Source organism: Streptococcus sp. 23.2 (genome assembly GCF_016648665.1).
Classification (GTDB): domain Bacteria; phylum Bacillota; class Bacilli; order Lactobacillales; family Streptococcaceae; genus Streptococcus; species Streptococcus salivarius_E.
The window spans coordinates 1-21,636 of sequence record NZ_JACLQJ010000003.1; the positions used below are offsets into that span (position 1 = coordinate 1).

The following is a 21,636-nucleotide window of genomic DNA, read 5'->3' on the forward strand; positions in this document are numbered from 1 at the left end:
ATTGACAGGTTATAATTTCTTCTATCATAACCCTGCACTTGGTTTCTTATTCAGTTCTCAAAGGTCTTTGTCTCTCTTAAGACAACTTCTATATTCTAGCAAATCTAGAATGACTTGTCAACACTTTTTTGAAGTTTTTTCACTTCTCGTGTCCGCTGTCTCTCCCGAAACAGCTTATTTATAATATCATCTCTAGCTTGTCTTGTCAATAACTTGTGTTGATTTTAATTTTCTTTTTTTATAATACTTTTTAATAGTATTTCTTCTCTCGATTTATCTAAAAAAAGAAGAGTAAAACTCCTTACTCTTCTTCATCTTTATTTTTATTTTCAATTCTTTCTTTGACTTCATCGTAAGATAGGGCATGATTATCTTCTTCTGAATCTCCAAGAGAATCCTCCGGCATCTTACCAGTCTCATAAATTGACTTGATTTGTGCAGCATCAAGTGTTTCATACTTAAGCAAAGCTTCTGCAATGAGTGCATGTGTTTCTCGGTTTGCATTGATAATTTCAGCTGCTTTGTCATGTGCCTCAACTAAAAGTGATCGAATTTCTTCGTCAATAAGTTGAGCTGTATGAGCTGAGTAAGACTTATCTGTCGTAAATTGTCCTGGATTCATCGCATGATTACCTTCATATTGGACTGGTCCAAGTTTTTCGCTCATACCATATTCAGTAACCATTGCACGTGCTAACTGTGTTGCTTGCTCAAAGTCATTTGAAGCGCCTGAGGTTTGAACGTTGAAAATAATTTCTTCTGCAACACGTCCACCCATAAGACCTGCCAATTGTTCTTTTAGCTCATCTTTAGATGACAACATCTGATCCTCTTTTGGTAGAGAAATCATATAACCACCTGCGCGACCTCGTGGAACAATAGTAACCTTGTGAACATCACGAGCGCTAGAAAGTGTTAAACCAACAATTGTATGGCCGGCTTCATGGTAAGCCACAACTTTACGTTCGTGTTCTGAAACTTGGCGGTCTTTCTTAGATGGTCCAGCAATAACACGATCCTCTGCTTCGTCGATATCACTAGCATCAATTTTAGTCTTACTACGTCGTGCAGCAACTAGGGCTGCTTCATTCAAGACATTCTCTAAGTCAGCTCCAACAAAACCTGGAGTTTGTTGAGCAACAACTTTAAGGTCAACATCTTCAGCCAATGGTTTATTCTTGGCATGGACTTTCAAGATAGCTTCTCGGCCTTTTACATCTGGGCGACCAACAAGAACTTTACGGTCAAAACGTCCTGGACGTAGGAGGGCTGGATCAAGAACATCACTGCGGTTGGTTGCAGCAATAACAATGATATTCTCATTTCCATCAAATCCATCCATTTCTATCAACAGTTGGTTAAGGGTTTGTTCACGTTCGTCGTTACCGCCGCCCATTCCAGTACCACGACGACGACCAACCGCATCGATTTCATCAATAAAGATAATAGCACGTTCGGCCTTCTTAGCGTCTTCAAAAAGACTACGAACACGACTTGCTCCGACACCGACAAACATCTCTACGAAATCAGAACCTGAGATACTAAAGAAAGGAACATCTGCTTCACCAGCAACAGCTTTAGCAAGCAGAGTTTTACCTGTCCCTGGAGGGCCTTCAAGGAGAACACCCTTAGGGATACGTGCACCAAGTGCTTTATATTTACGTGGATTTTTGAGGAAATCTACGACTTCTACAAGTTCTTCTTTTTCTTCTTCCGCACCAGCCACATCTGTGAAACGAACTTTAATATTCTCTTTTGATTGAGTCTTAGCACGGTTGCGGCCAAAATTCATAGCACCGCGGTTACCGCCTTGATTCATCATGAAAAGGAAGAAAATAGCAATCCCAATCAAAGGTAGGTAACTAAAAAGATATGAAATCCAAGCACCACTTGAACTTTCACGTATCATTTTAACATTAACATCAGCTGCTTCTGATGCTGACTGCAATTTCTGCATGGTTGTTTCATTCTGCAGCACAGTCGATGTAAAGCTACGTGTCTCTGATGATGCACTACCTAAAAATGGTAGACTAAGATCAGTATCAACCTTTTCGGCCTTTTTGTAGCTACCTTTAACTTCAATGATACTACCGTCTGGCTGATAAGTGATAGATTTTACCTTACCATCTTCAATTTTCTTAACCAACTGTGTGTAAGACAATTGTTGACTTGGGCTTTGGCTTCCTCCTGCAAAGTATTGTACTCCGGTTACAACCGCAATAATAACTATGATGTAGAGAAAAGCGTTCCGTAAGAAGCCATTATTATTTTTATTATTCATAAATTAATTAGACCTTTACTTATTTTGTATAAATTTCTTCTTTTAGGACACCGACATAAGGGAGGTTACGGTATTTTTCATCATAGTCTAGTCCGAAACCAACGATAAATTCATTAGGAACATCGTAACATACGTAATCTGCCTCAATATCAACAACACGACCTTCTGGTTTATCAAAAAGAGTTGCGATTTTGACTGAATTGGCTTTACGGTACTTGAACATATCTCGAAGATAAAGGAGCGTACGACCTGTATCAATGATATCTTCAATAAAGATGATGTCTCGTCCTTCAACATTAGTGTCAACATCTTTAAGAATCTTTACTTCACCACTGCTGACAGTTCCACCACCATAACTTGAAACGACCATAAAGTCCATCTCAATATGGGTATCGATATGTTTGATAAGTTCTGCCATAAATGGAACAGCACCTTTCAAAACACAGACTAGTAGAGGATTTTTCCCCGCATAATCCTCTGTCAATTGTTGTCCTAGTTCTTTAGTTTTAGCTACGATATCCTCTTGGGAAAAGAGGACTTTTTTAATGTCTTTTTCTAACATTTGGGTTCCCTTTCTCGAAGTCAATGTTCTGTTATTATACCACTTTTACTTCAATCATCGTTATTTGAACATGGTATTTGATTAGAAATTCTTATAAATGACTACAGTGCCATAAAGTATAGCATTTTCAGGTCTTTTTTTCAAATAGAGACGCCCAGCAACATAAAGAAAAATAATCTGGCCATCTTGTTCTCCTATAATGGCTTTTTGACGATCCTTCTCTAAAATCTTATTGTCTATAAACAGTCGTCTTAATTTTTTATGGTGACTACCAAGGTCAATCTTATCTCCTTCTTTTCTATGACGAATCACTATTGGGGCATCTGACCAAATGCTAATAGCATCTGTGTTAGAAACGTCATTGAATTCTGAAAAAGTCAAGGTATAATCCTCAAACTCAACAGATTTTCCAAATTCTAAGAGACAAGAAGGGGATAAAGAGATAACCTCTTCTTTCCTTACTAGGAAAGAAGTCTGTGTTTTTACTAGTTCGTAACCATTTTTTAGGGGTATCTTCCCTGAACCATTTTTTCTTAGATAACTTATCAATTGATTAAATTGGCCTTTAGAAAGCTGTAAATCAGGAAAGGTATCTAAATAGTTCTGAAGAAGAAAGAGCTGGACAGGATCTGACTGTTGCTGAAAAACAGATAAATCAGTGATAGTAATATCCTTTGTTAACTCCCCTAAAGCTTGCTTCATAAGACCAATCTCCTCGGCTAAAAGACAAAGGTGCTCCTTAAATTTAGGATTTTCCTGAGATAAGGTAGGAAGATAGGACAGTCTGATGCGATTCCGAAGATAGGCTAGTGACGTATTACTCCTATCCTCAAAATGGAAAGTTACGGGAAGCTGATCTTTCGTAAGATGCAAAAAGGGACGAATAATCTGACCAGTACCAAATGGTCTGATAGCTGAAATTCCTGTCAGGTGTCTTAAACGACTTCCTCTCAACAGTCTCATAAAAATCGTCTCTGCTTGATCATCTGCATGATGGGCTGTTACAAGAGCAGAGTAATCATAATCTTTCATGACCCGCTTAAAAAACTCATAGCGAAAGGTACGGGCAGCATTTTCTGAAAACTTTCCTGAGAAGGCACTATAGTGAAAAGGGACCTTATGTTCCTCTGCCCAATGACGTAAATACGCTTCTTCATGCTCCGACTCTTGTCGTTGTTTATGGTTAACGTGAGCAATCCCCAACTGAATATCCAAATCTTTTTGATGGTTATACAAAAAGTGCAGCAAACTCATAGAGTCTGCTCCACCTGATACTGCTACTAAAATTTTCTTGTGCTGGTTAAAATAACCCTTGGCTTGCATCATTTGCAACAATTTTTGTGTCATTATTTTAAAATTCCATAAACATCATCTGCAATTGAGGTGATTTTGTCATAGCCCTCTTTATCCGTAAAAATCGATAGAATAAAGGGAGAATCTGCATAAACAATAGCGACGTCATGTTTAAAGTCGTAGGCATCACCAATTTTATGAGCGACAGGCACATCAATGTTTTTGGAAATACGTTCGCCATCATAGTCCGTACTTGAAAGATAATTGATAATATCTCCATTTTGTCTATAAACAGCCTCCATCAAAGTACCTGCGGCTCTAGCAGTCAACTCCTTTTTATCCATATTCCACGAAGTCGCTGCGGCTTTATCTACTGATTTTTGGAAGGCCTTGTCATACTGATTGGTTACATAATAACCTAATATATTTGTCGCTACATTATCTGAGTTTTGGGCTACAGCCTTTAACAGATTTTCCAAGCTATAATTCTTATCATCAGGTATCTTACTAATCTTTCCAGAACCATCTGGATCATAGGCACCTGGAAAACCATTCACAGCTGCGGTATATTGATACTCATCTGATAATGATAATTTTTTTTGAGACAGACGTTCCTGTGCATAATAGAGTACTCCAAGCTTGGCTACGCTTGCTGCATACATGCTTTTTTCGTCATTGATAGCAGCTACTCGGTCCGTATCAAGCTGTTTAACATAAACTGAGATGCGCTCTTGATTGTTATACTTCTCATTAAGGACTTTTTGAACAGCCTCGATGCGATTGTCAGTCGTTGATAAATCAGAAGCGTTGATCCACCCCTCACCGTCTACCAAATAGTAGGTCCCTGCATGCGTCTGAGCTGCTTGGCTAACCTTAATGGGTTTAAAACTAGCGAGTTTGGAGTCAGCTTTTTCAGTTCCTAAAACGTAAGGTTCTTTGTATACCGTTAAACCATCTTTAGTCCATAAGGTCATATCTACTGGTTTTTCATTATAGATACTGTCGTCTACAATTGATTTCTGACTAGCGGCTACATAATCACCATCTTGAAGTTGGAAAACAGGCTCACCTTTAGCATTCCAAAAAATAGCAGAAATTGATAGTTTGGTATCCGCTTGGATACTGGTTTTAAATTCTGTTAAATCCTTGTTCTTATAAGTTAGGATAGTTGTTATCGTTCTTGGATTTTTAGGAATCTGTTTAAATTGAGCCAAACTAGCTGTAGTATTTTGAGTCAATTTTTGGACCTGTTTTTGGGTCAGAGTTAGCTCCTTCTCCATAGGAAGTAAGACTAGGGGGCTAGAAGATACAAGCACAACAGTTGCAGCTATTAAGAGCTTTTTCATGCTTGCTTCTTCACCTCCTCTTTCCTCGGTAATTCCATTTTAAGTTGCTGATTTTTTTCTGATAGTTCCTCTAACTTGGCTTCTGAATAGGTTAAAAAAGTTTCTACAGTTTTTAGTAAATCTTTCATTAGGGTAATAAGCTTGGTACAGGATAGATTGACTCTCCTTCACGTGAATAATAGTACTTAGCACGCGCATATTTCTCGGCGAAAGCATCATCCTTAAGTTTCTTAGCCAAATCCTTTCGTTCCTTTGTCTGATCCGACAATTTATCATAGTCTTTCTGAAGCGACAAGACTTCCTTCTCTTGCTGTTTGATATTCATATAGGTCTCAACCAGATTATAGGTTGGCAAGATAAAGAGTAAAACAACCACAAAAAGAATCCACCCCATAAAGCGATTCCTTTGTTCGTGTTCGGCACGCTCTAATCGTTGCTCTTGATTGGCATTATCAATGTAATCGTTCGTAAGCTGTACAATATTAGGCTTCTTGCTCATCTGCTTCAATCCTTGTTTCACTTATAATCTCGTACATTTTTGCCGCATCTTCTTTTTTAGTACTGTCTTTCATTTCTAAAACACGGACAGTTAAAAGTTTATTTCCAAAACGAACTTCCACTTGGTCACCAATTTTTAAATCTGTAGATGACTTAGCGAGTACACCATTTACTTTTATACGTCCTTTATCAGCTACTTCTTTAGCAACTGGACGGCGTTTGATAATTCGTGATACTTTTAAATATTTGTCTAATCTCAATGTTACTGTTTCCTTTTCGTTAGGATATCTCTTCTATGATAGCATTTTTTTGAGAAAATAGGGGACTAAAGCCTTTTCAAGTACAAAAATAAGAGAATCGACACTAGTCGACCCTCTCAGGAGATTTATGAAAAAGAAAAGTTTTAGGATGTTTTATAGTATAGAGAGACTTACTTAAACTTTCCTTAAGCTTCCTTTTTTTCTTTACGTTCTTTGATTTCCATAAATGTCTGTCCAAAAATTTTTAATTCTTCAAGAATCTCATAGTCTTTCTTGTTACGAACATCAAAAGTAATCTCTACTTTCCCCTGGTTATCACTGATTTTTGCTTTTAAATGCGTTTTAGAGATGGCTTCGAAATAGTCTTGAGTCAAGAAGAATTTAAGAGAGGCTTGTTCGAAACGAACAATAATAGTATCGTTCTTACGCTCGACTAATTCTGCAAAGGCAGCATCTAAATAGGCCTTAACCAGACCAATCTCAATGAGATAGGCAACTTGGTCTGGATATTCTCCAAAGCGGTCAATAAGCTCATCTTGAAGGTCTTGATAGTCTTTCTGATTCTCAATTTCTCGAATACGCTTATAAATTTCAATTTTTTGGCGCTCGTCAGAAATATAGTCGGAAGGGAGGTAAGCATCAATCTGAAGATTGAACTCTGCATTTCCTTTACGGCGAACTTGAGTTTTACCTTGACGTTTATTGATAGCCTCTTCCAAGAGTTGCGAGTACATTTCGAATCCGACTGAGTCGATGAAACCACTTTGAGAAGCACCAAGAATGTTACCGGCACCACGAATTGATAAATCACGCATGGCAATTTTGAAACCTGATCCCAGTTCTGTAAAGCCCTTAATAGCATCCAATCGCTTCTCAGAGACTTCCGTCAACACTTTATCAGGACGATACATGAGATAGGCATAAGCAATTCGATTACTACGCCCCACACGACCTCTCAACTGATAAAGAGTAGATAAGCCCATATGATCTGCATTCTCAATAAAGAGCGTATTAACGTTGGAGATATCAATCCCTGTCTCGATAATGGTCGTTGCTACCAAAACATCGTAATCACCATTCAAGAAATCCAAGAGGGTATTCTCCAACATAACCTCACTCATCTGACCATGAACAAATCCGATACGTGCTTCAGGGACCAGCTCATGTAGTTCAGAAACTTTTTGATCAATGGTTTCAACACGATTATAAACATAAAAAATCTGGCCGCCTCGGTCCATCTCTCTTAATATCGCTTCTCGAATAAGACCAGGATTAGTTTCCATAACATAAGTTTGAACTGGATAACGGTTGGTAGGTGCTGTCTCAATAATCGACAAATCACGAATACCTAACATAGACATATGAAGCGTACGAGGAATAGGTGTCGCAGTTAGCGTAAGGACATCAACCTTAGCCTTCAGCTCCTTAAGTTTCTCTTTATGCTTCACGCCAAAACGTTGTTCTTCATCAATTACTAGCAAGCCTAAGTCAAAGAACTTAACATCTTTAGACAGCAGGCGGTGGGTACCGATAATAATGTCAATACGCCCTTTAGCTAAATTTTCAATAGTCTCATTCTGCTCTTTTTTACTTCTAAAACGACTGAGTTCATCTACTTCAACGGCATGATTTTCAAAACGCTCTTTAAAATTCAAATAGTGCTGATGGGCAAGAACCGTTGTAGGAACTAGGATAGCAACTTGCTTTCCATCATTGACTGCCTTGAAGGCGGCACGCATAGCTACCTCTGTCTTACCAAAACCAACATCACCAACCAAGAGACGATCCATGGGTTTGTCTGACTCCATATCTGCCTTAATTTCCTTGATAGAACGCAATTGATCCTCTGTCTCAGCATAGGCGAAATCATCTTCGAAATCCCTTTGGTTATCATCATCTGGTGAAAATGCAAAACCTTTAAGTTGACTGCGTTCGGCATAGAGTTTTAGGAGGTCATCAGCAATATCCTCTACTTGCTTACTTACTTTTTGTTTAGTCTTTTGGAAACGCCCATCATTGAGTTTATTAATTTTAGGCTCTTTCCCGTCCGCTGACACATACTTAGAGAGACTCTCAATCTGCTCAACAGGTAGAGAAATTGTTGCAGCATCCTGATACTGGATGGTTAAGTAGTCACGATGCACCCCTTTAATCTCAATAGTCTCAATACCTTTAAATTGTCCGATACCATGAGTCTGGTGTACAACATAATCACCTTTTTCAAGCTCATTGTAATCTTTTAGACGCTCAGCATTGGAAACGTGACTGGCACGCGCACGACGTTTTACTTTTTTATGGAAAATCTCACGTTCAGTGACCAGAACAAGCTTTTCATCAGCAAAGTAAAAACCATTGGATAAGTTTCCTAGAACTAATTGAGGCTTATAAGGAATCAAATCTCCAAAACTACTAAGTGGTAAATCTAAATCATATTCTTCCAAGGTTTCCTTCAAAGATTTGAGTTGCTTTTCAGACCCCACTTGTAAAATAACTGTAGCCTTATTCTTGGTATAGCGATGTATTTCATCAACTAGAAGTGGAAACTGGTTAAAGAACTCCTGCATAGGGTATTGCGTGAATTGATACAACTTATCAAATTTAAGATTTCCCAAACCCTTATGAAAATTCGAAAAGAAACCAGCTGGCTGATAATTACGTAAAGTCTTAAATGAATCCACTAAGTAATTTAGATGACTCAGAGACTTGCCTTGGTGAAGATCCTCAGTTAAAAGATTAGCCACCTCCAATTCAAGACGTCCATGGCGGTCCACTATCTTTTGAAAATCATCAATGAATACAGGAGTTCCTTTGGGAAGGTAGTCAAATAAGGTATAAGCCTTATCATAAAAGAGAGACAAAAACTTACGTAAATCTTTATGACGGTATCCATCAATCGTAACCGACAGAACTTCCTCAAGGTAAGCCTTATGAGGACCTTCTGCCTTCGAGACCGCACTTTCTAGGGCCTTCTCAGCACGCTGGTAATCCTCTCTTGTTAAGATAATATCATCTGCTGGTGATACGATAACATGCTCTAAATTGTCTAAAGATTTCTGACTATCGCTATCAAACTGACGAATGCCATCAATCTCGTCTCCAAAAAATTCTAAACGGTAGGGGAGCTCTGAAGTCAGTTCATAAATATCTAAAATATCGCCCCTCCGACTAAACTCACCAGGTGAGAGAACCTGTTCTACTCTTTGGTATCCAATATGAGTCAGATGCTTACTGAGAGCCTCTAAATCATGTTCCTCCCCTAGTGTTAAGTCAATGCGAGAGTCTTTATAAACCTTAGGGTTAGGCAAATGTAACTTAGTACCAACTAAACTCGTGACCAAAACCCCACTGGCCTCTTTATCCATTAAAAAATTAAGACTTTCAAGACGAGAATGGGTCTTTTCTGGAGAAGCGAAGATAAACTCTGCAGCTACTACATCATCTGCAAAAAAAGAATAAACCTTATCCTCTCCTAAGATAGCTGACAAATCTCCTGTCAGTTGCTCAGCTTCATTTTGTGTTGAAGTAACGATTAAAATCTTAGGAACTTGCTCAGAAAGAGCGGATGCCATGACAACTGCCTTGCTGGAACCAGAAAATCCCATGACCAACTGCCTACTCAATAGGGTTACTTTATCACGCCACTCAAGCAATTGATAATTCTTCTCAAAAAGATCTAATAGAGTATTAGCCATTATAACGCCTCATAGTATCTTCGAAATCATTGGTTTTCAGATAATGATTGAGGGCTTTCTCTACCTTGTCTAAAGTCAGTAAAATTGTGGCATAGTCATCTTCACTAAATTTTCCAAGGACATGATTAACGACCGTCATTCCTTTCTGTGGACGGCCAATACCAATTTTTATACGGTCAAATTCTTGAGTGCCAGTTTCAGCAATGATAGATTTAATACCATTATGACCACCCGCTGAACCTTTTTGACGAAAGCGCAATTTCCCAACTTCCATATCTAAGTCATCGTAAATGACGATAAAATCCTCCATGGGAATATTGTAATAAGCTAGTAATGCTCTAACAGCTAGGCCAGATAGATTCATAAAGGTTGTTGGTTTCACAAAATAAACCTTCTCACCATTTAAAAAGGTCGAAGCCACTTCAGCCTTAAAGGTCCTTTCTTCAGAAAAAGTTAATCCCAGTTCCTTAGCCATTAGGTCAATAGCCATAAAACCAACATTGTGACGTGTCTCATGGTATTTTGAACCAGGATTTCCCAAGCCAACTACTAATTTTGTCATTATTTCTCCTCTTTGATAAACAGCAAAAGGACTGAAAAATACTTTTCAGCCTTGTGCACTATTTTTTATTTTCTAAACGTTGAAACGGAATTCCATGATGTCGCCATCTTGGACAACATATTCTTTTCCTTCTTCACGAAGGCGACCAGCTTCCTTAACAGCTTTCTCAGAACCATATTTAATGAGATCATCGTAAGACATGGTTACGGCACGGATAAAGCCTTTCTCGAAGTCAGAGTGGATAATTCCGGCTGCCTGTGGTGCCTTGATACCGCGTTTAAAGGTCCAAGCACGCACCTCTTTTTCACCAGCAGTGAAGTAAGTTCCAAGACCAAGCAAGTGATAGGCTGCGCGTGTCAGTTTATCAACTCCTGATTCTGTCAAACCAAGGTCTTCTAGGAACATCTCCTTATCTTCATCATCCAATTCAGAAATTTCTTCCTCAACACGTGCTGAGATAACAACTACTTCTGCATTCTCAGTCGCTGCAAACTCGCGAATTTGTTTGACATAATCAATATCATCAGGATTTGCGACTTGGTCTTCATCAACATTAGCCACATAAAGTACTGGTTTTGTTGTCAAGAGGAAGAGTCCCTTAACAATTTTTTGCTCTTCCTCAGTAAAATCAATCGTACGTGCAGACTTACCATCTTCTAGAACGGGTTTAATCTTTTGAAGAATGTTAAACTCTGCTACAGAATCTTTATCTTTTTGTGTACGCGCAATTTTTTCGACACGCGCATAACGTTTGTTAATTGATTCAAGGTCAGCCAAAATCAATTCTAGATTGATTGTATCAATATCAGCCATCGGATCTACAAAGGCATCCTCACGCCCTTGTTCACGCATAACGTTTTCATCATCGAAAGAACGAACCACATGGACAATCGCATCTACTTCACGAATGTTCGCCAAGAACTTATTTCCAAGACCTTCACCCTTTGATGCTCCTTTTACGATACCCGCAATATCTGTGAACTCAAATGTAGTTGGAACTGTCTTTTTAGGGGTAATAAGTTCAGTCAGTTTCGTCAAACGCTCATCTGGTACCTCAACCATACCTACGTTTGGATCAATTGTCGCGAAAGGATAGTTAGCAGCTTCCGCACCCGCTTTTGTAATTGCATTGAAAAGAGTTGATTTACCAACGTTTGGCAAACCGACGATACCTGCTGTTAAAGCCATTAATTTATTTCTCCATAAAAAAGTAATTCAGTTAATTATAACACAAAAATTGTTAAAAATAGGCAACTTCCCTTTGAGAATCATAAAAAGGAAAGCAAGGCAAAGAATGCTATAAAGAAGATGATTAGGGACTTTAGAAAGTCTTTATATTGCTAGTGAAGTAATTTTCTTAACATAAAACTCTTGTTATATAGTCTCTCCAACACCTGTTACAAAACCTTCTTAAGTTTCTTCTCGAAATCATGACGACTCATCATGACCACATGATCACAATTCGTACAACGAATCTTAATGTCAGCTCCAAGACGTATTACTTCCCATTCATTAGCTTTTTTTCCTGTTGCTTTGATAGTACAAGCATGTGGTTTTTTCATTTCAACTAAACTTCCAATTTGGTACATAAATTCCCTTTCTAGTAAAAAAGTTATCCACAGTGGATAACTTTTTCGATTTTAGTTTGTTCTTACAGGTGTAATCAATTGAATAAAATTCTCACTGTCATCTGCTGGCGTCAATGTAAATGGACGTACTGGTGAAATGAAACGTACACGGACAGTCTCACTCTTAAGAGCTTTCAAAGCATCTATTAGGTAGGTTGGATTGAAACTAATGACCAAATCTCTACCTGAAACATCTTGCACGTCAATGTCCTCATTCACCTTTCCGACTTCTGGCGAATTAACATGGGCACTGACACTACCATTAATGATTTCGAGTTTAACGGTACCACTTTGACTAGCATTAGAAATCAAATATGAACGTTCCATAGCAGAACGAAGGCTAGCAGTCTCAAAAACAACTTCTGTTTCAAATGAATCGGACAAGAGACGATTAGTGTCTGGATAATTTCCTTCAAGTAAACGTGTATAGAAAGAAATTGTTTCACTACGGAATAGAATTTGATTTATTGAGAAGAAGACCTCTAAGTTTTCAATATCATCGCTAAAGACTGCCGACAATTCTTTAAGTGAGCGACTTGGGATTACGACATCAAAGTTATCTGCAGAATGTTCCAGAACAAGTTGACGTTGACTCATTCGGTGAGAGTCAGTTGCTACAGCTTTGAGATCTTTATGATTTGAAAGAACAAAGTGAACTCCGGTTAAAATTGGACGACTTTCTTGTGTGCTTGCTGCGAATGAAGTTTCAGCAATGATAGATTTTAAAACTTTTGTGTCCATGAGTAATGGTGTCAAGCTATCAACTTCCTGAATACGGGGATATTGTTCAACATCTTTCCCTTTTAAAGTAATCTCTGATTTACCACTCTTTAGTAAAACTTGGTATTGTTCGATTTCTTCAAAAGTAAGGGTAACATCAGGCAAGCTTGAGACAACATTAATGAAAAAGTTTGCTTCCAAAAGGATACTACCTGGTTGTGTAATTAATAGACCTGCATTTTCCTCCGAAACTGAGATACTATTTTCAATTGAGATTTGCCCGTTTGATCCTGTCAAATAGATACCATCACTGGTAACTTCGATTTTAATCGTCGATAGAATTGGGATAGCATTTTTAGAAGAAATAGCACGGCGAGTCGTATGAAGTGCTTGTAAGAAATAAGCTTTATTAATCGCAAATTGAATCATGATGCTCCTTTATTTTATTAGTATTATTTTAGTAGTAGTAGTAGGTCTTGTGTACACTGTGCATAAGTCTACAAAACATAGTTTTATCAAGGCTTTGAACTTGTGCACAGCCTGTGGAAGAGTTTGAATGATTTTTAATAGTTATCCACAAGTGTCATTTTATCTTGTTTTTGATGGTATCAATTTCAATGCGTAAACTGTCATCTTGGGCAATCATATTTTTGATTTTATTGTATGCATGTAAGACAGTTGAGTGGTCTCTTCCGCCAAATTCTTTTCCAATTTTTGGAAGGGAGTTATCAGTCATTTCACGCGCAAGATACATGGCTACCTGACGTGCCAAGACAATATTTTGTGTTCGTTTAGTTGCCTTAATCTCTTTTACAGTGACATTATAAAATTTCCCTACCTCAGTTTGGATATCCTCAATCGGAATAAGAGTTAACTTAGGACCATCCATTTTACGTGCGCGAATGGCTTCGGCAGCTACCTCAACTGTGATAGTATCTAACTGGCGAACATTGGCAACTAAGCTAATATCTTTTAAGGCCCCCTCCAAGTCACGGACATTTGAATCAAATTGGCCAGCTAAATACTCAATTGTTTCAGGAGGAAAATGATAATCATAGTCCATAATCTTATTAGTAAGAATGGCCACTCGCGTTTCAAAGTCAGGTGGTGTGATATTGACGGTTAACCCCCATTTAAAGCGCGTGACAAGACGCTCTTCCATCTCGTTCAATTGATCTGGATTACGGTCGCTGGTCAGGACAATTTGTTTGTTATTATTGTGAAGGACATTGAAAGTATTGAAGAATTCCTCTTGAGTGGCTTGCGTTGATTTTTTAGCCAATGATTGAATATCATCAATTAAGAGAACGTCCAGATGACGGTATTTAAGTTTTAGTTCATCCATTTTATCTAAACGGATATGGACAACAAATTCATTAATGAAATTCTCTGCAGTAATGTATTTAATGCGTGCTTGAGGATTATCATGTAAGACCTTGTTTCCAATGGCATTGAGCAAGTGAGTTTTCCCGAGACCAGGTCCTCCGTAAATAAATAGAGGGTTATAAGTAGCTCCTGGTGAATCAGCTACAGCTAAAGATGCAGCAACTGACCAACGATTTTCATCCCCTTGGATAAAATTATCAAAGGTATACTTACTATTTAAGTCTGAGTCCAATGTAGGAAGAGCAGGGGTCTGCTGTTCCTTTTTATTACCAAAGTCATTATTTGCTACAGTTGAATTTGCCTCGTTTATGAGCGCTTCGTCAAAGACGTACTCAACTTTTATTTCACTATTATAGGCTTCAAAACCAGCCATCAAAATGAAAGATTGCATATTCTTTTCCCAGAATAGCTTTTTGACTTCTTCAAGCAGAATTGTAGCAACGTTATTTTGAACTTTGATGAGCTTGGTGTCTAGGACATAATAATCAAAAGTGGCTTGTGTTAGTTCCTCTTTGGCCAGCTCTAAGAGCTTATTCCAAAAAAAATGCTCTTTTTCGGTCATTCCATCAATTCTCCTTCTTTATTCTTGTTCTCTGATTCTATCATAAAACAAAAAAGTTTTCCACAGGTCAGAAGATAAAAGTTTTTCGAGTTATCCACAGCTAAAAAAAAGACAATTCACATTGTGCACAAGAGTTATCCACAAGTTGTGAATAAAAAAAGAAACCCTCGTAAATAAAGGGAGGGCAACATTTTTATGATGTGGATAAGTTTGTTTCTTTTTCTCATCAATTCACAGGTCAAATTAGCTTGTTGATAATTCTGTTAAAATCTTCCTCCGTCGAAAAGTGGATCTGAATAGTTCCAGAGTGATTTTTGTGATAACGAAGAGTAACGGGGAGACCAAGTGATTTTTCTAGTTCTTTTTCTTTATCTTTTATGTGAATATCTTTTTTTGATTTTTGTTTTTTAGGAAGTTCTTGAAGTCTTTTTTCCAGAGTACGAACGGACCATTTTTCAGTAAGCACCTGATGATAGATAGTTAATTGCTTTTGGGTATCCTCAACAGATAAAAGCGCTCTAGCATGTCCTTGACTCAGTTTGCCATTTTCGATACTTGTCTGTATCTCTTTGGGAAGTTGGAGGAGTCTGAGAGCGTTACTGATATAGGGCCTGGATTTCCCCATAGCTTTTGCCAGTTCCTCGTGACTGTAAGCTAACTCATTAATTAAACTACGATAGGCCTTTGCTTCTTCAATAGGATTGAGATTCGAGCGTTGTAAATTTTCAATAATAGCTTGTTTACGACTCTCTTGATCTGAGACTTCCTTTACGACTGCAGGGATTTCTGTCATTCCCAGACGTTTACAGGCACGTAAACGTCTTTCCCCAGCAATTAGTTCATAACCAATAATGTCCGATTTTCGGACAATGATTGGCTGTATCAGTCCATTTTCAGCGATTGATTGGCTTAGTTCTGCTAATTCTTCATCAGAGAATTCTATACGAGGTTGAAAAGGATTTGGGTAGATTTCACTAATAGGTAAAGCTTTGAGTTGTTCTTGCATGTTATTCCTTTCCAAAAAAGACCTTTACATTATTGTAAAGGTCTTTTGACAGATTTGTCAATGACTTAGTCAGATAAGTCTTCTGTAGATTTTGTTAATTTAAGTTCTTCAGTTTTCTTCTCTTTACCACGATAGAAGGTTACCTTGATTGTATCTCCGATACTATGGCTGTAAAGATTGGTTTGAATATCAGTTTTTGAGCTGATTTCCTTACCGTCAATTTCAGTAATAACATCATTTTCTTGAAGTTTACCGTCAGCTGGCATACCTTTTTGAACGCTACCGACAACAACTCCAGATTTAACTTCATCTGGTAAATCTAATTTAGAAGTTGCACTGCTAGAAAGGCTATTAAGATCGGCCATTGAGATTCCTAGGGCTGGGCGTGTAACTTTACCGTCTTTTTCCAATTGATTAATGATTTCGACAACATCGTTTGATGGAATGGCGAATCCCATACCTTCAACGGCACTACCAGCGACTGCTGACGTTGATGAAATCTTACTTGAGTTAATACCGATAACTTGTCCTTCAATATTGACTAAGGCACCACCAGAGTTACCAGGGTTAATGGCAGCATCTGTTTGGATAGCATTTGTTGAGACAGTTTCACCATTGTCGTTTTGCATAGTTACGGTACGGCTAAGGCTAGATACGATTCCCTCTGTTACTGAGTTGGCGTATTCGGTACCAAGTGGGCTACCGATAGCAATTGCCTTTTCACCAACTGTGAGGGAGTTTGAATCTGCAAATTCTGCGACGGTTTTTATTTTATCTGAAGAAACTTTGACAACTGCTAGGTCAGAGTAAGTATCTTTACCAACGAGTTCACCAGTAATTTTTGATCCATCTGAAAGCATGATTTCAAGTTTTTTAGCACCATCAACAACGTGGTTGTTGGTTACGATGTAGGCCTCTTTCCCATCTTTTTTATAGATAACACCGGAACCTTCACCAGCGACTTGCAATCCATCAGAATCTTTTGATTTGTCTTGGCTAGAATCAGAACTATCATCTCCACCAAAAATACGACCATAAAGTTCATTTAGGGAATCTGAAGATGAGCCTTCTTGGTAATTGATGACAGAAACAACGGCATTTTGTACTTTCTTAACGGCCTTAGTTGTATCTGTTGTATTGTTGTATACGGTCTTAGCTGTTTTAACACCTGTATCTGTTGTATTGGTAAAAGATACCCCTGCTGCTGTTAATAGGATAAAGGCACCTAGTAGACCACCTAGTAAGCCAATAACAAGCATTGCAATTGGCGCTACTATTTTTTTCCAGTTAAATTTTTTCACGTTTAGTCCTCCTTTTTGATAAACATATCAAAGTAAGCTTAATTATATCATAAAGTGATTTTAAAAAACAGTTATCAACAGTCTGTGGATAAGTTTCAAAAAGTGTAGATAAAAAGCGATTTTATAAGGATAACTATAGATGCTTGACACGAAAAAGGTGTGGATAAGGTGTTAAAAGATTGTGGATATGTGCTATAATAAGCCTATGAAAGTTAAATTGATTACCGTTGGAAAACTGAAAGAAAAATATTTGAAAGATGGCATTGCGGAGTATGTCAAACGACTAGGACGCTTCACAAAATTTGAATCTATAGAATTAACGGATGAAAAGACGCCAGATAATGCAAGTGAAGCTGAAAATAAAGCTATCCTAGACAAAGAAGGACAGCGTATCTTGGCTAAAGTAGGTGATCGTGATTATGTCATTGCCTTAGCTATTGAAGGAAAACAATTTCCCTCGGAACAATTTGCTAAAGAGTTAGAGCAAGTGACCCTTAGAGGCTATTCAGATATTACTTTTATTATAGGGGGCAGTTTGGGACTCTCTCCAACAGTAAAAAAGAGAGCTAATCGATTGATGAGTTTTGGTCTCTTAACATTCCCTCATCAGCTTATGCGCCTTGTATTAGTAGAACAAATTTATCGTGCATTCATGATTCAGCAGGGAAGTCCTTATCATAAGTAGAAAAAAGGAAACAGACATGTTCAGAATGAAAAAACGCTCCTATCGTGTTTTTGAAGGATTACGAGTAGCAACTCTAGTTAGTTATATAGGAGGCTTCATTGATGCCTATACTTACAATACTCAAGACGGTCGATTTGCAAGTATCCAGACAGGCAATCTCCTCTATTTGGTCATTCACCTTGTTGAGGGGCATATTGCAAGAGCTTTTAGCTATGTAATACCTATCTTTTTCTTTGTTTTAGGTCAGTTTTTTGTTTTTTTTGTTAAGAAGTGGCTCATTAACCATAAGTGGGGATGGCATTTGCAAGCGATTAGACTTGCCCTTCTCTTGATGACTATTCTTGCAATTATTACACCATACGTTGATTCTACTATTACGATTGCAGGCTTGGCATTCTTCGCCTCTCTTCAAGTAGGTATTTTTAAGCGAGTCAGAGGTGTAAATTATGCTTCCTTTATGATGACTGGTAATATTACTAATACTTCTTTAACCATTGCTAGGGCTATTGACGAGGGTGATGCCAAAGCGCTTAAACAAGCTTCTTATACAACTATTATCATCTTTACATTCATGGTAGGAGTCGCAGCCTCAACTTGGTTTGCTCAATATTTACATGAATACAGCCTATATACGACTTTGCTTCCCTTGTTTGTTTTAAATTATTTCTTATTTATCGAGGCAAAAGAAAAACGCAACTAGAGATTCTAGAATGCGTTTTTTTATCTGATCCCAGCAGGATTCGAACCTGCGACCGTTCGCTTAGAAGGCGAATGCTCTATCCAGCTGAGCTATGGGACCAATAACTCTATTAGTTTACAAAATATATAGCAACATGTCAATACTTTGTAAAAGCAAGATAAAAACGAACGTAAAATTCGAATAAATTTAGCAAAATTTAATATTTTTTTTGAAAAAAAGTATAGACAAAATCGAATACTCTGATATAATAATAAGAGTATTAACGAGATAAAAATCTCAGAACTTGGTCCGTTGGTCAAGGGGTTAAGACACCGCCTTTTCACGGCGGTAACACGGGTTCGAATCCCGTACGGACTATTTTTGCTACTTAGCAGTTTTATCCGCCATAGCTCAGTTGGTAGTAGCGCATGACTGTTAATCATGATGTCGTAGGTTCGAGTCCTACTGGCGGAGTGATAAGACACCTCAAGTTGTATAGCTTGAGTTTTTTTGTACCCAAAGTTAAATAGGTCTGGAACACTTGTTCCAGACCTATTTAATTTAAGATAATCAGCTTTTTTGAATAATAGTTGTTTTTCTGATGAAGTAAGCGTAGCAACAAAATATGATACTTGCCAATAGACTAATCAATGAACCTGTCTTAAGTCCATAGGGAATAAAGGTTAGAACAACTTTTCCTTTTCCACTAGGGACATCGACTTTCATGAACCCCTTTTGGGCTCGTTGAATCTTAACTTTTTTATGATTTATGGTCGCTGTCCATCCCTTATCATATGGAATGGTAAAGAATAGTGAGGCATTCGTTTTACTGCTATAATCAACGAACACTTTATTTTTTGACGTAGTAACCTTGCTATCACGTTCATTAATAGTATCCATAGCTATCTGATAGTTTTGAGTATCAAGGGCATAAAAACTAGGATTATCAAAGGATATTGCTTTATTGCCAGAGAAACTAAGTTTGATGGTAACCATTGACTCTGTTTCAAAGTAGCCAAGGTCAAAAAAATCAAAGGTATTGTCAGTAACTTGATTCTTTGTCACACCATTTACAGTAATTGACAGAGAGTGGTTATTGTCATCAGACCAAGAAATATTAGGAATACTAACATAGAGTTGACTATGTGGTGGAGCAATAACTTGATAGGTTATTGTTACAAAATCTTTATTCGAGTTGCTAACGTTTTTAGCCACGCGCTGATTCAAAGATCTAGCATCCTTATCAAACAGTTGAGATGGAGCTCGTTTAAAATAGGTTAAGTTAAGTCCAGAGAGAGTATTCAGCAAGCTAGTTTGATTGTCAAGCGTATTGACAGTGAAGTCAATATTATTGTAAATGCCATCAGTTAAGATAGCAAGCTGGCTTGCATTATTATTTTGATAAAGTCCCATTGTTTTCTCAGAAGTTACGTGATTAAAACCATACTTATTAAGGTCAAAGTTCGATAAATTATATTTTATTCCGAAGAGACTATCAGCGATAATGGTGTTATTTTGGTAACGTAGGTTTAAATTAGTCCCTTCAGATTTGAAGCCTAACCTATCGAGTGTAGAGCTTGAAGCGGTATTTCGAATGGATGAAAACTGAGAAATACCATTATAATTGAATTTCATACTGTCGTTACCAGTTTGAGCCTCTAACCTTTCAGTACGGTAAAAAGTCTTATTCGCTTGCTTAGTTTTTGAAACTAGTTTTGTAATGGCAGACATATTTCGTAGATAGCCTTCACGAGTTGGGAATACCCACTCATTTCCAAGAGCTCCAACAACATAGTAAGTACTTAATGTAAGCTCAAAAATGCAGAATAAGAAGGTGAAACAGCGAAAAACACTCCCAGGAATCTGCTGGCTAAAATAGCTAGTAAATAGAATGGCATAGGCTAGGAGAAATGCTAGACTTAATAGCCAGGAGACTGGTTCAATGAAGCTATAGTGAGATTGAAAGATCCAAGTTAGTAAGTAAGTGGTACTCAATCCTAAGAAAGATAGGAGGAGCCTTTTAAAAGAAAACTTTCTAATTCGGTTGAGTGTTTCTCCTGCTAAAAGAACAGTTAGGAGAGATAGGAGCCAAGAATAGCGATGGAGAAACATGTTAGGCGCGTGCATACCTTGCCAAAACAAATCAAGAGGCTGTAAGTAGAAGCTAGCGATAAAGAAAGCTACTAATAAGAGGTAACCTAGACGTAATGATAGCTTGATTTCCCTACTAATAAAGAAAAGTAGAAAAAGAATCAAAGGTAAGATTCCCACATAAATCATAGGGATTGATCCGAATTTAGTAGTATCATAAACTCCAACGAGATTTTTCGCAAAGAAGTCAAAATAATAGGTAGACTCTGTCAACAAACTTGACGCACCTGTAAATTTTTCACCATGTGTTGTCAAGTCAAGTAGCGTTGGCAGCAGCATGATAGCACTACTTAAACCAGCTAGTATAGAGACAATTCCAAAGTCTATGAAATGAAGAATCTTACTCTTCCACCCCTTGATAGTTATCAATTGTACTATGGTGTAAAGGGTTAGGAAAATAGCCATCATATATCCAAAATAGTAGTTTTGGATAAAAAGGCAGGTTAGACTAAAAAAGTATAAGCCCCGTCTATTGAATCTTAGTAAGAGGTGTAAACCTAATATGATTAGAGGTGCTAGAATAAAGACATCTAGCCAGGTGTTAATTTCTAACTGACTGGTAGCAAAGCTCATCAAAGCAAATCCTGTAGAAAGACATAGGATGAAACTTCTTGACACTTTTGTAAAGAGACGCTTAAAGCTAAAAGCTCCTGAGAGCCCAATAAGACCAAACTTAAGCAGTGTTATATAATAAAAAGCATCGGCCATTTGGTTGACAGTAAAGAAATAGTAAAGTGGAGACAAGAAGGAACCTAAGTAATAGCTTGTTAGAGCATAGAAATTAAGACCTAGCCCACTTGTAAAGGTGTAAAAGAGGCTTCCATCTCCATGAAGTATATTCCTAAGTCCAGTTGCAAAAATCACATACTGATGAAAACCATCACTTGTTAAAATAGTCCGCTCACTACCAGGATAGATTTTTTGGCTATACAGCACACCTATCATGATTAGTACTGGCAAGAAAAAGGCAGCCAGATAAAATAATAAAGTCGTATGGTATTTTTTATTTGTCATAATGATACTA

Annotated in this window: 18 protein-coding genes and 3 tRNA genes; 4 read left to right on the plus strand and 17 right to left on the minus strand. The window is 37.7% G+C overall.

Annotated features, from left to right (window positions below; all coding sequences use genetic code 11):
* Positions 1–301: 301 nt before the first annotated feature.
* From ftsH to H7T98_RS02470, 15 genes are all read right to left on the minus strand, one after another.
* Entirely contained in the window at positions 302–2,281 is a 1,980-nt protein-coding gene (gene ftsH, locus H7T98_RS02400; RefSeq protein WP_049553502.1) for an ATP-dependent zinc metalloprotease FtsH, read from the minus strand.
* Positions 2,282–2,300: 19 nt separating this feature from the next.
* Positions 2,301–2,843, minus strand: a complete 543-nt coding sequence (gene hpt, locus H7T98_RS02405; protein WP_002883962.1) for a hypoxanthine phosphoribosyltransferase — start codon at positions 2,841–2,843, stop codon at positions 2,301–2,303.
* Positions 2,844–2,924: 81 nt separating this feature from the next.
* Entirely contained in the window at positions 2,925–4,190 is a 1,266-nt protein-coding gene (tilS, locus tag H7T98_RS02410) for a tRNA lysidine(34) synthetase TilS (protein ID WP_084915162.1), read from the minus strand.
* A complete protein-coding gene (locus tag H7T98_RS02415) occupies positions 4,190–5,482 on the minus strand; it encodes a serine hydrolase (protein WP_021144773.1) in 1,293 nt (430 codons plus the stop codon). Before H7T98_RS02415 ends, tilS begins: the two co-directional genes overlap by 1 nt.
* Positions 5,479–5,610 (minus strand): SP_0009 family protein, encoded by a 132-nt coding sequence (locus H7T98_RS02420; protein WP_021144772.1) that lies wholly within the window; start codon positions 5,608–5,610, stop codon positions 5,479–5,481. The genes H7T98_RS02415 and H7T98_RS02420 overlap by 4 nt, the downstream gene beginning before the upstream one ends.
* The gene (locus tag H7T98_RS02425; protein WP_002886276.1) at positions 5,610–5,981 is read right to left on the minus strand and encodes an FtsB family cell division protein; all 372 of its coding nucleotides are present in this window, start codon (positions 5,979–5,981) and stop codon (positions 5,610–5,612) included. Before H7T98_RS02425 ends, H7T98_RS02420 begins: the two co-directional genes overlap by 1 nt.
* A complete protein-coding gene (locus tag H7T98_RS02430) occupies positions 5,965–6,240 on the minus strand; it encodes an RNA-binding S4 domain-containing protein (RefSeq protein ID WP_002883975.1) in 276 nt (91 codons plus the stop codon). The genes H7T98_RS02425 and H7T98_RS02430 overlap by 17 nt, the downstream gene beginning before the upstream one ends.
* A 185-nt stretch (positions 6,241–6,425) precedes the next feature.
* Complete coding sequence (gene mfd / locus H7T98_RS02435; RefSeq protein ID WP_201061187.1) at positions 6,426–9,932, minus strand: transcription-repair coupling factor; 3,507 nt, start codon at positions 9,930–9,932, stop codon at positions 6,426–6,428.
* Positions 9,925–10,494, minus strand: a complete 570-nt coding sequence (pth, locus tag H7T98_RS02440; protein ID WP_201061194.1) for an aminoacyl-tRNA hydrolase — start codon at positions 10,492–10,494, stop codon at positions 9,925–9,927. The genes mfd and pth overlap by 8 nt, the downstream gene beginning before the upstream one ends.
* A gap of 72 nt (positions 10,495–10,566) precedes the next feature.
* Positions 10,567–11,682, minus strand: coding sequence for a redox-regulated ATPase YchF (gene ychF, locus H7T98_RS02445; protein WP_175057339.1), 1,116 nt, complete (start codon positions 11,680–11,682; stop codon positions 10,567–10,569).
* Positions 11,683–11,891: 209 nt separating this feature from the next.
* Complete coding sequence (locus tag H7T98_RS02450) at positions 11,892–12,083, minus strand: DUF951 domain-containing protein (RefSeq protein ID WP_037599384.1); 192 nt, start codon at positions 12,081–12,083, stop codon at positions 11,892–11,894.
* Positions 12,084–12,134: 51 nt separating this feature from the next.
* On the minus strand, positions 12,135–13,271 hold the full coding sequence (dnaN, locus tag H7T98_RS02455; protein WP_049528165.1) for a DNA polymerase III subunit beta: 1,137 nt from the start codon (positions 13,269–13,271) through the stop codon (positions 12,135–12,137).
* Between the two features lie 154 nt (positions 13,272–13,425).
* Positions 13,426–14,790: a chromosomal replication initiator protein DnaA gene (gene dnaA / locus H7T98_RS02460; protein ID WP_037599382.1), complete on the minus strand. Its 1,365-nt coding sequence runs from the start codon at positions 14,788–14,790 to the stop codon at positions 13,426–13,428.
* Positions 14,791–15,028: 238 nt separating this feature from the next.
* A complete protein-coding gene (locus tag H7T98_RS02465; RefSeq protein ID WP_037598566.1) occupies positions 15,029–15,796 on the minus strand; it encodes a ParB/RepB/Spo0J family partition protein in 768 nt (255 codons plus the stop codon).
* A 65-nt stretch (positions 15,797–15,861) separates the two neighbouring features.
* Positions 15,862–17,097: a S1C family serine protease gene (locus H7T98_RS02470; protein WP_002892211.1), complete on the minus strand. Its 1,236-nt coding sequence runs from the start codon at positions 17,095–17,097 to the stop codon at positions 15,862–15,864.
* A gap of 205 nt (positions 17,098–17,302) precedes the next feature.
* On the opposite strand from H7T98_RS02470, the gene rlmH reads away from it, so the two are divergent.
* Both rlmH and H7T98_RS02480 read left to right on the plus strand, forming a co-directional pair.
* Positions 17,303–17,782, plus strand: a complete 480-nt coding sequence (rlmH, locus tag H7T98_RS02475) for a 23S rRNA (pseudouridine(1915)-N(3))-methyltransferase RlmH (protein WP_037598563.1) — start codon at positions 17,303–17,305, stop codon at positions 17,780–17,782.
* Between the two features lie 16 nt (positions 17,783–17,798).
* Positions 17,799–18,482, plus strand: coding sequence for a YoaK family protein (locus H7T98_RS02480; RefSeq protein WP_002892206.1), 684 nt, complete (start codon positions 17,799–17,801; stop codon positions 18,480–18,482).
* Positions 18,483–18,507: 25 nt separating this feature from the next.
* On the opposite strand, the gene H7T98_RS02485 is transcribed toward H7T98_RS02480, so the two are convergent.
* Positions 18,508–18,581: transfer RNA gene (locus tag H7T98_RS02485), tRNA-Arg, on the minus strand.
* 186 nt (positions 18,582–18,767) lie between these two features.
* Between H7T98_RS02485 and H7T98_RS02490 the strand changes: the two genes are divergently transcribed.
* Both H7T98_RS02490 and H7T98_RS02495 read left to right on the plus strand, forming a co-directional pair.
* A tRNA-Glu gene (locus H7T98_RS02490) sits at positions 18,768–18,839 on the plus strand.
* Between the two features lie 22 nt (positions 18,840–18,861).
* A tRNA-Asn gene (locus H7T98_RS02495) sits at positions 18,862–18,935 on the plus strand.
* Positions 18,936–19,031: 96 nt separating this feature from the next.
* Here H7T98_RS02495 and H7T98_RS02500 read toward each other — a convergent pair.
* Positions 19,032–21,626, minus strand: coding sequence for a YfhO family protein (locus H7T98_RS02500; protein ID WP_175057877.1), 2,595 nt, complete (start codon positions 21,624–21,626; stop codon positions 19,032–19,034).
* Positions 21,627–21,636 lie beyond the last annotated feature (10 nt).

What these genes read in the sequence shown, in the direction of transcription:
- ftsH (WP_049553502.1), bottom strand. Translation starts at nt 2,281, where the DNA reads ATGAATAATAAAAATAATAATGGCTTCTTACGGAACGCTTTTCTCTAC.
- hpt (WP_002883962.1), bottom strand. Translation starts at nt 2,843, where the DNA reads ATGTTAGAAAAAGACATTAAAAAAGTCCTCTTTTCCCAAGAGGATATC.
- tilS (WP_084915162.1), bottom strand. Translation starts at nt 4,190, where the DNA reads ATGACACAAAAATTGTTGCAAATGATGCAAGCCAAGGGTTATTTTAAC.
- H7T98_RS02415 (WP_021144773.1), bottom strand. Translation starts at nt 5,482, where the DNA reads ATGAAAAAGCTCTTAATAGCTGCAACTGTTGTGCTTGTATCTTCTAGC.
- H7T98_RS02420 (WP_021144772.1), bottom strand. Translation starts at nt 5,610, where the DNA reads ATGAAAGATTTACTAAAAACTGTAGAAACTTTTTTAACCTATTCAGAA.
- H7T98_RS02425 (WP_002886276.1), bottom strand. Translation starts at nt 5,981, where the DNA reads ATGAGCAAGAAGCCTAATATTGTACAGCTTACGAACGATTACATTGAT.
- mfd (WP_201061187.1), bottom strand. Translation starts at nt 9,932, where the DNA reads ATGGCTAATACTCTATTAGATCTTTTTGAGAAGAATTATCAATTGCTT.
- pth (WP_201061194.1), bottom strand. Translation starts at nt 10,494, where the DNA reads ATGACAAAATTAGTAGTTGGCTTGGGAAATCCTGGTTCAAAATACCAT.
- ychF (WP_175057339.1), bottom strand. Translation starts at nt 11,682, where the DNA reads ATGGCTTTAACAGCAGGTATCGTCGGTTTGCCAAACGTTGGTAAATCA.
- H7T98_RS02450 (WP_037599384.1), bottom strand. Translation starts at nt 12,083, where the DNA reads ATGTACCAAATTGGAAGTTTAGTTGAAATGAAAAAACCACATGCTTGT.
- dnaN (WP_049528165.1), bottom strand. Translation starts at nt 13,271, where the DNA reads ATGATTCAATTTGCGATTAATAAAGCTTATTTCTTACAAGCACTTCAT.
- dnaA (WP_037599382.1), bottom strand. Translation starts at nt 14,790, where the DNA reads ATGACCGAAAAAGAGCATTTTTTTTGGAATAAGCTCTTAGAGCTGGCC.
- H7T98_RS02465 (WP_037598566.1), bottom strand. Translation starts at nt 15,796, where the DNA reads ATGCAAGAACAACTCAAAGCTTTACCTATTAGTGAAATCTACCCAAAT.
- rlmH (WP_037598563.1), top strand. Translation starts at nt 17,303, where the DNA reads ATGAAAGTTAAATTGATTACCGTTGGAAAACTGAAAGAAAAATATTTG.
- H7T98_RS02480 (WP_002892206.1), top strand. Translation starts at nt 17,799, where the DNA reads ATGTTCAGAATGAAAAAACGCTCCTATCGTGTTTTTGAAGGATTACGA.
- H7T98_RS02500 (WP_175057877.1), bottom strand. Translation starts at nt 21,626, where the DNA reads ATGACAAATAAAAAATACCATACGACTTTATTATTTTATCTGGCTGCC.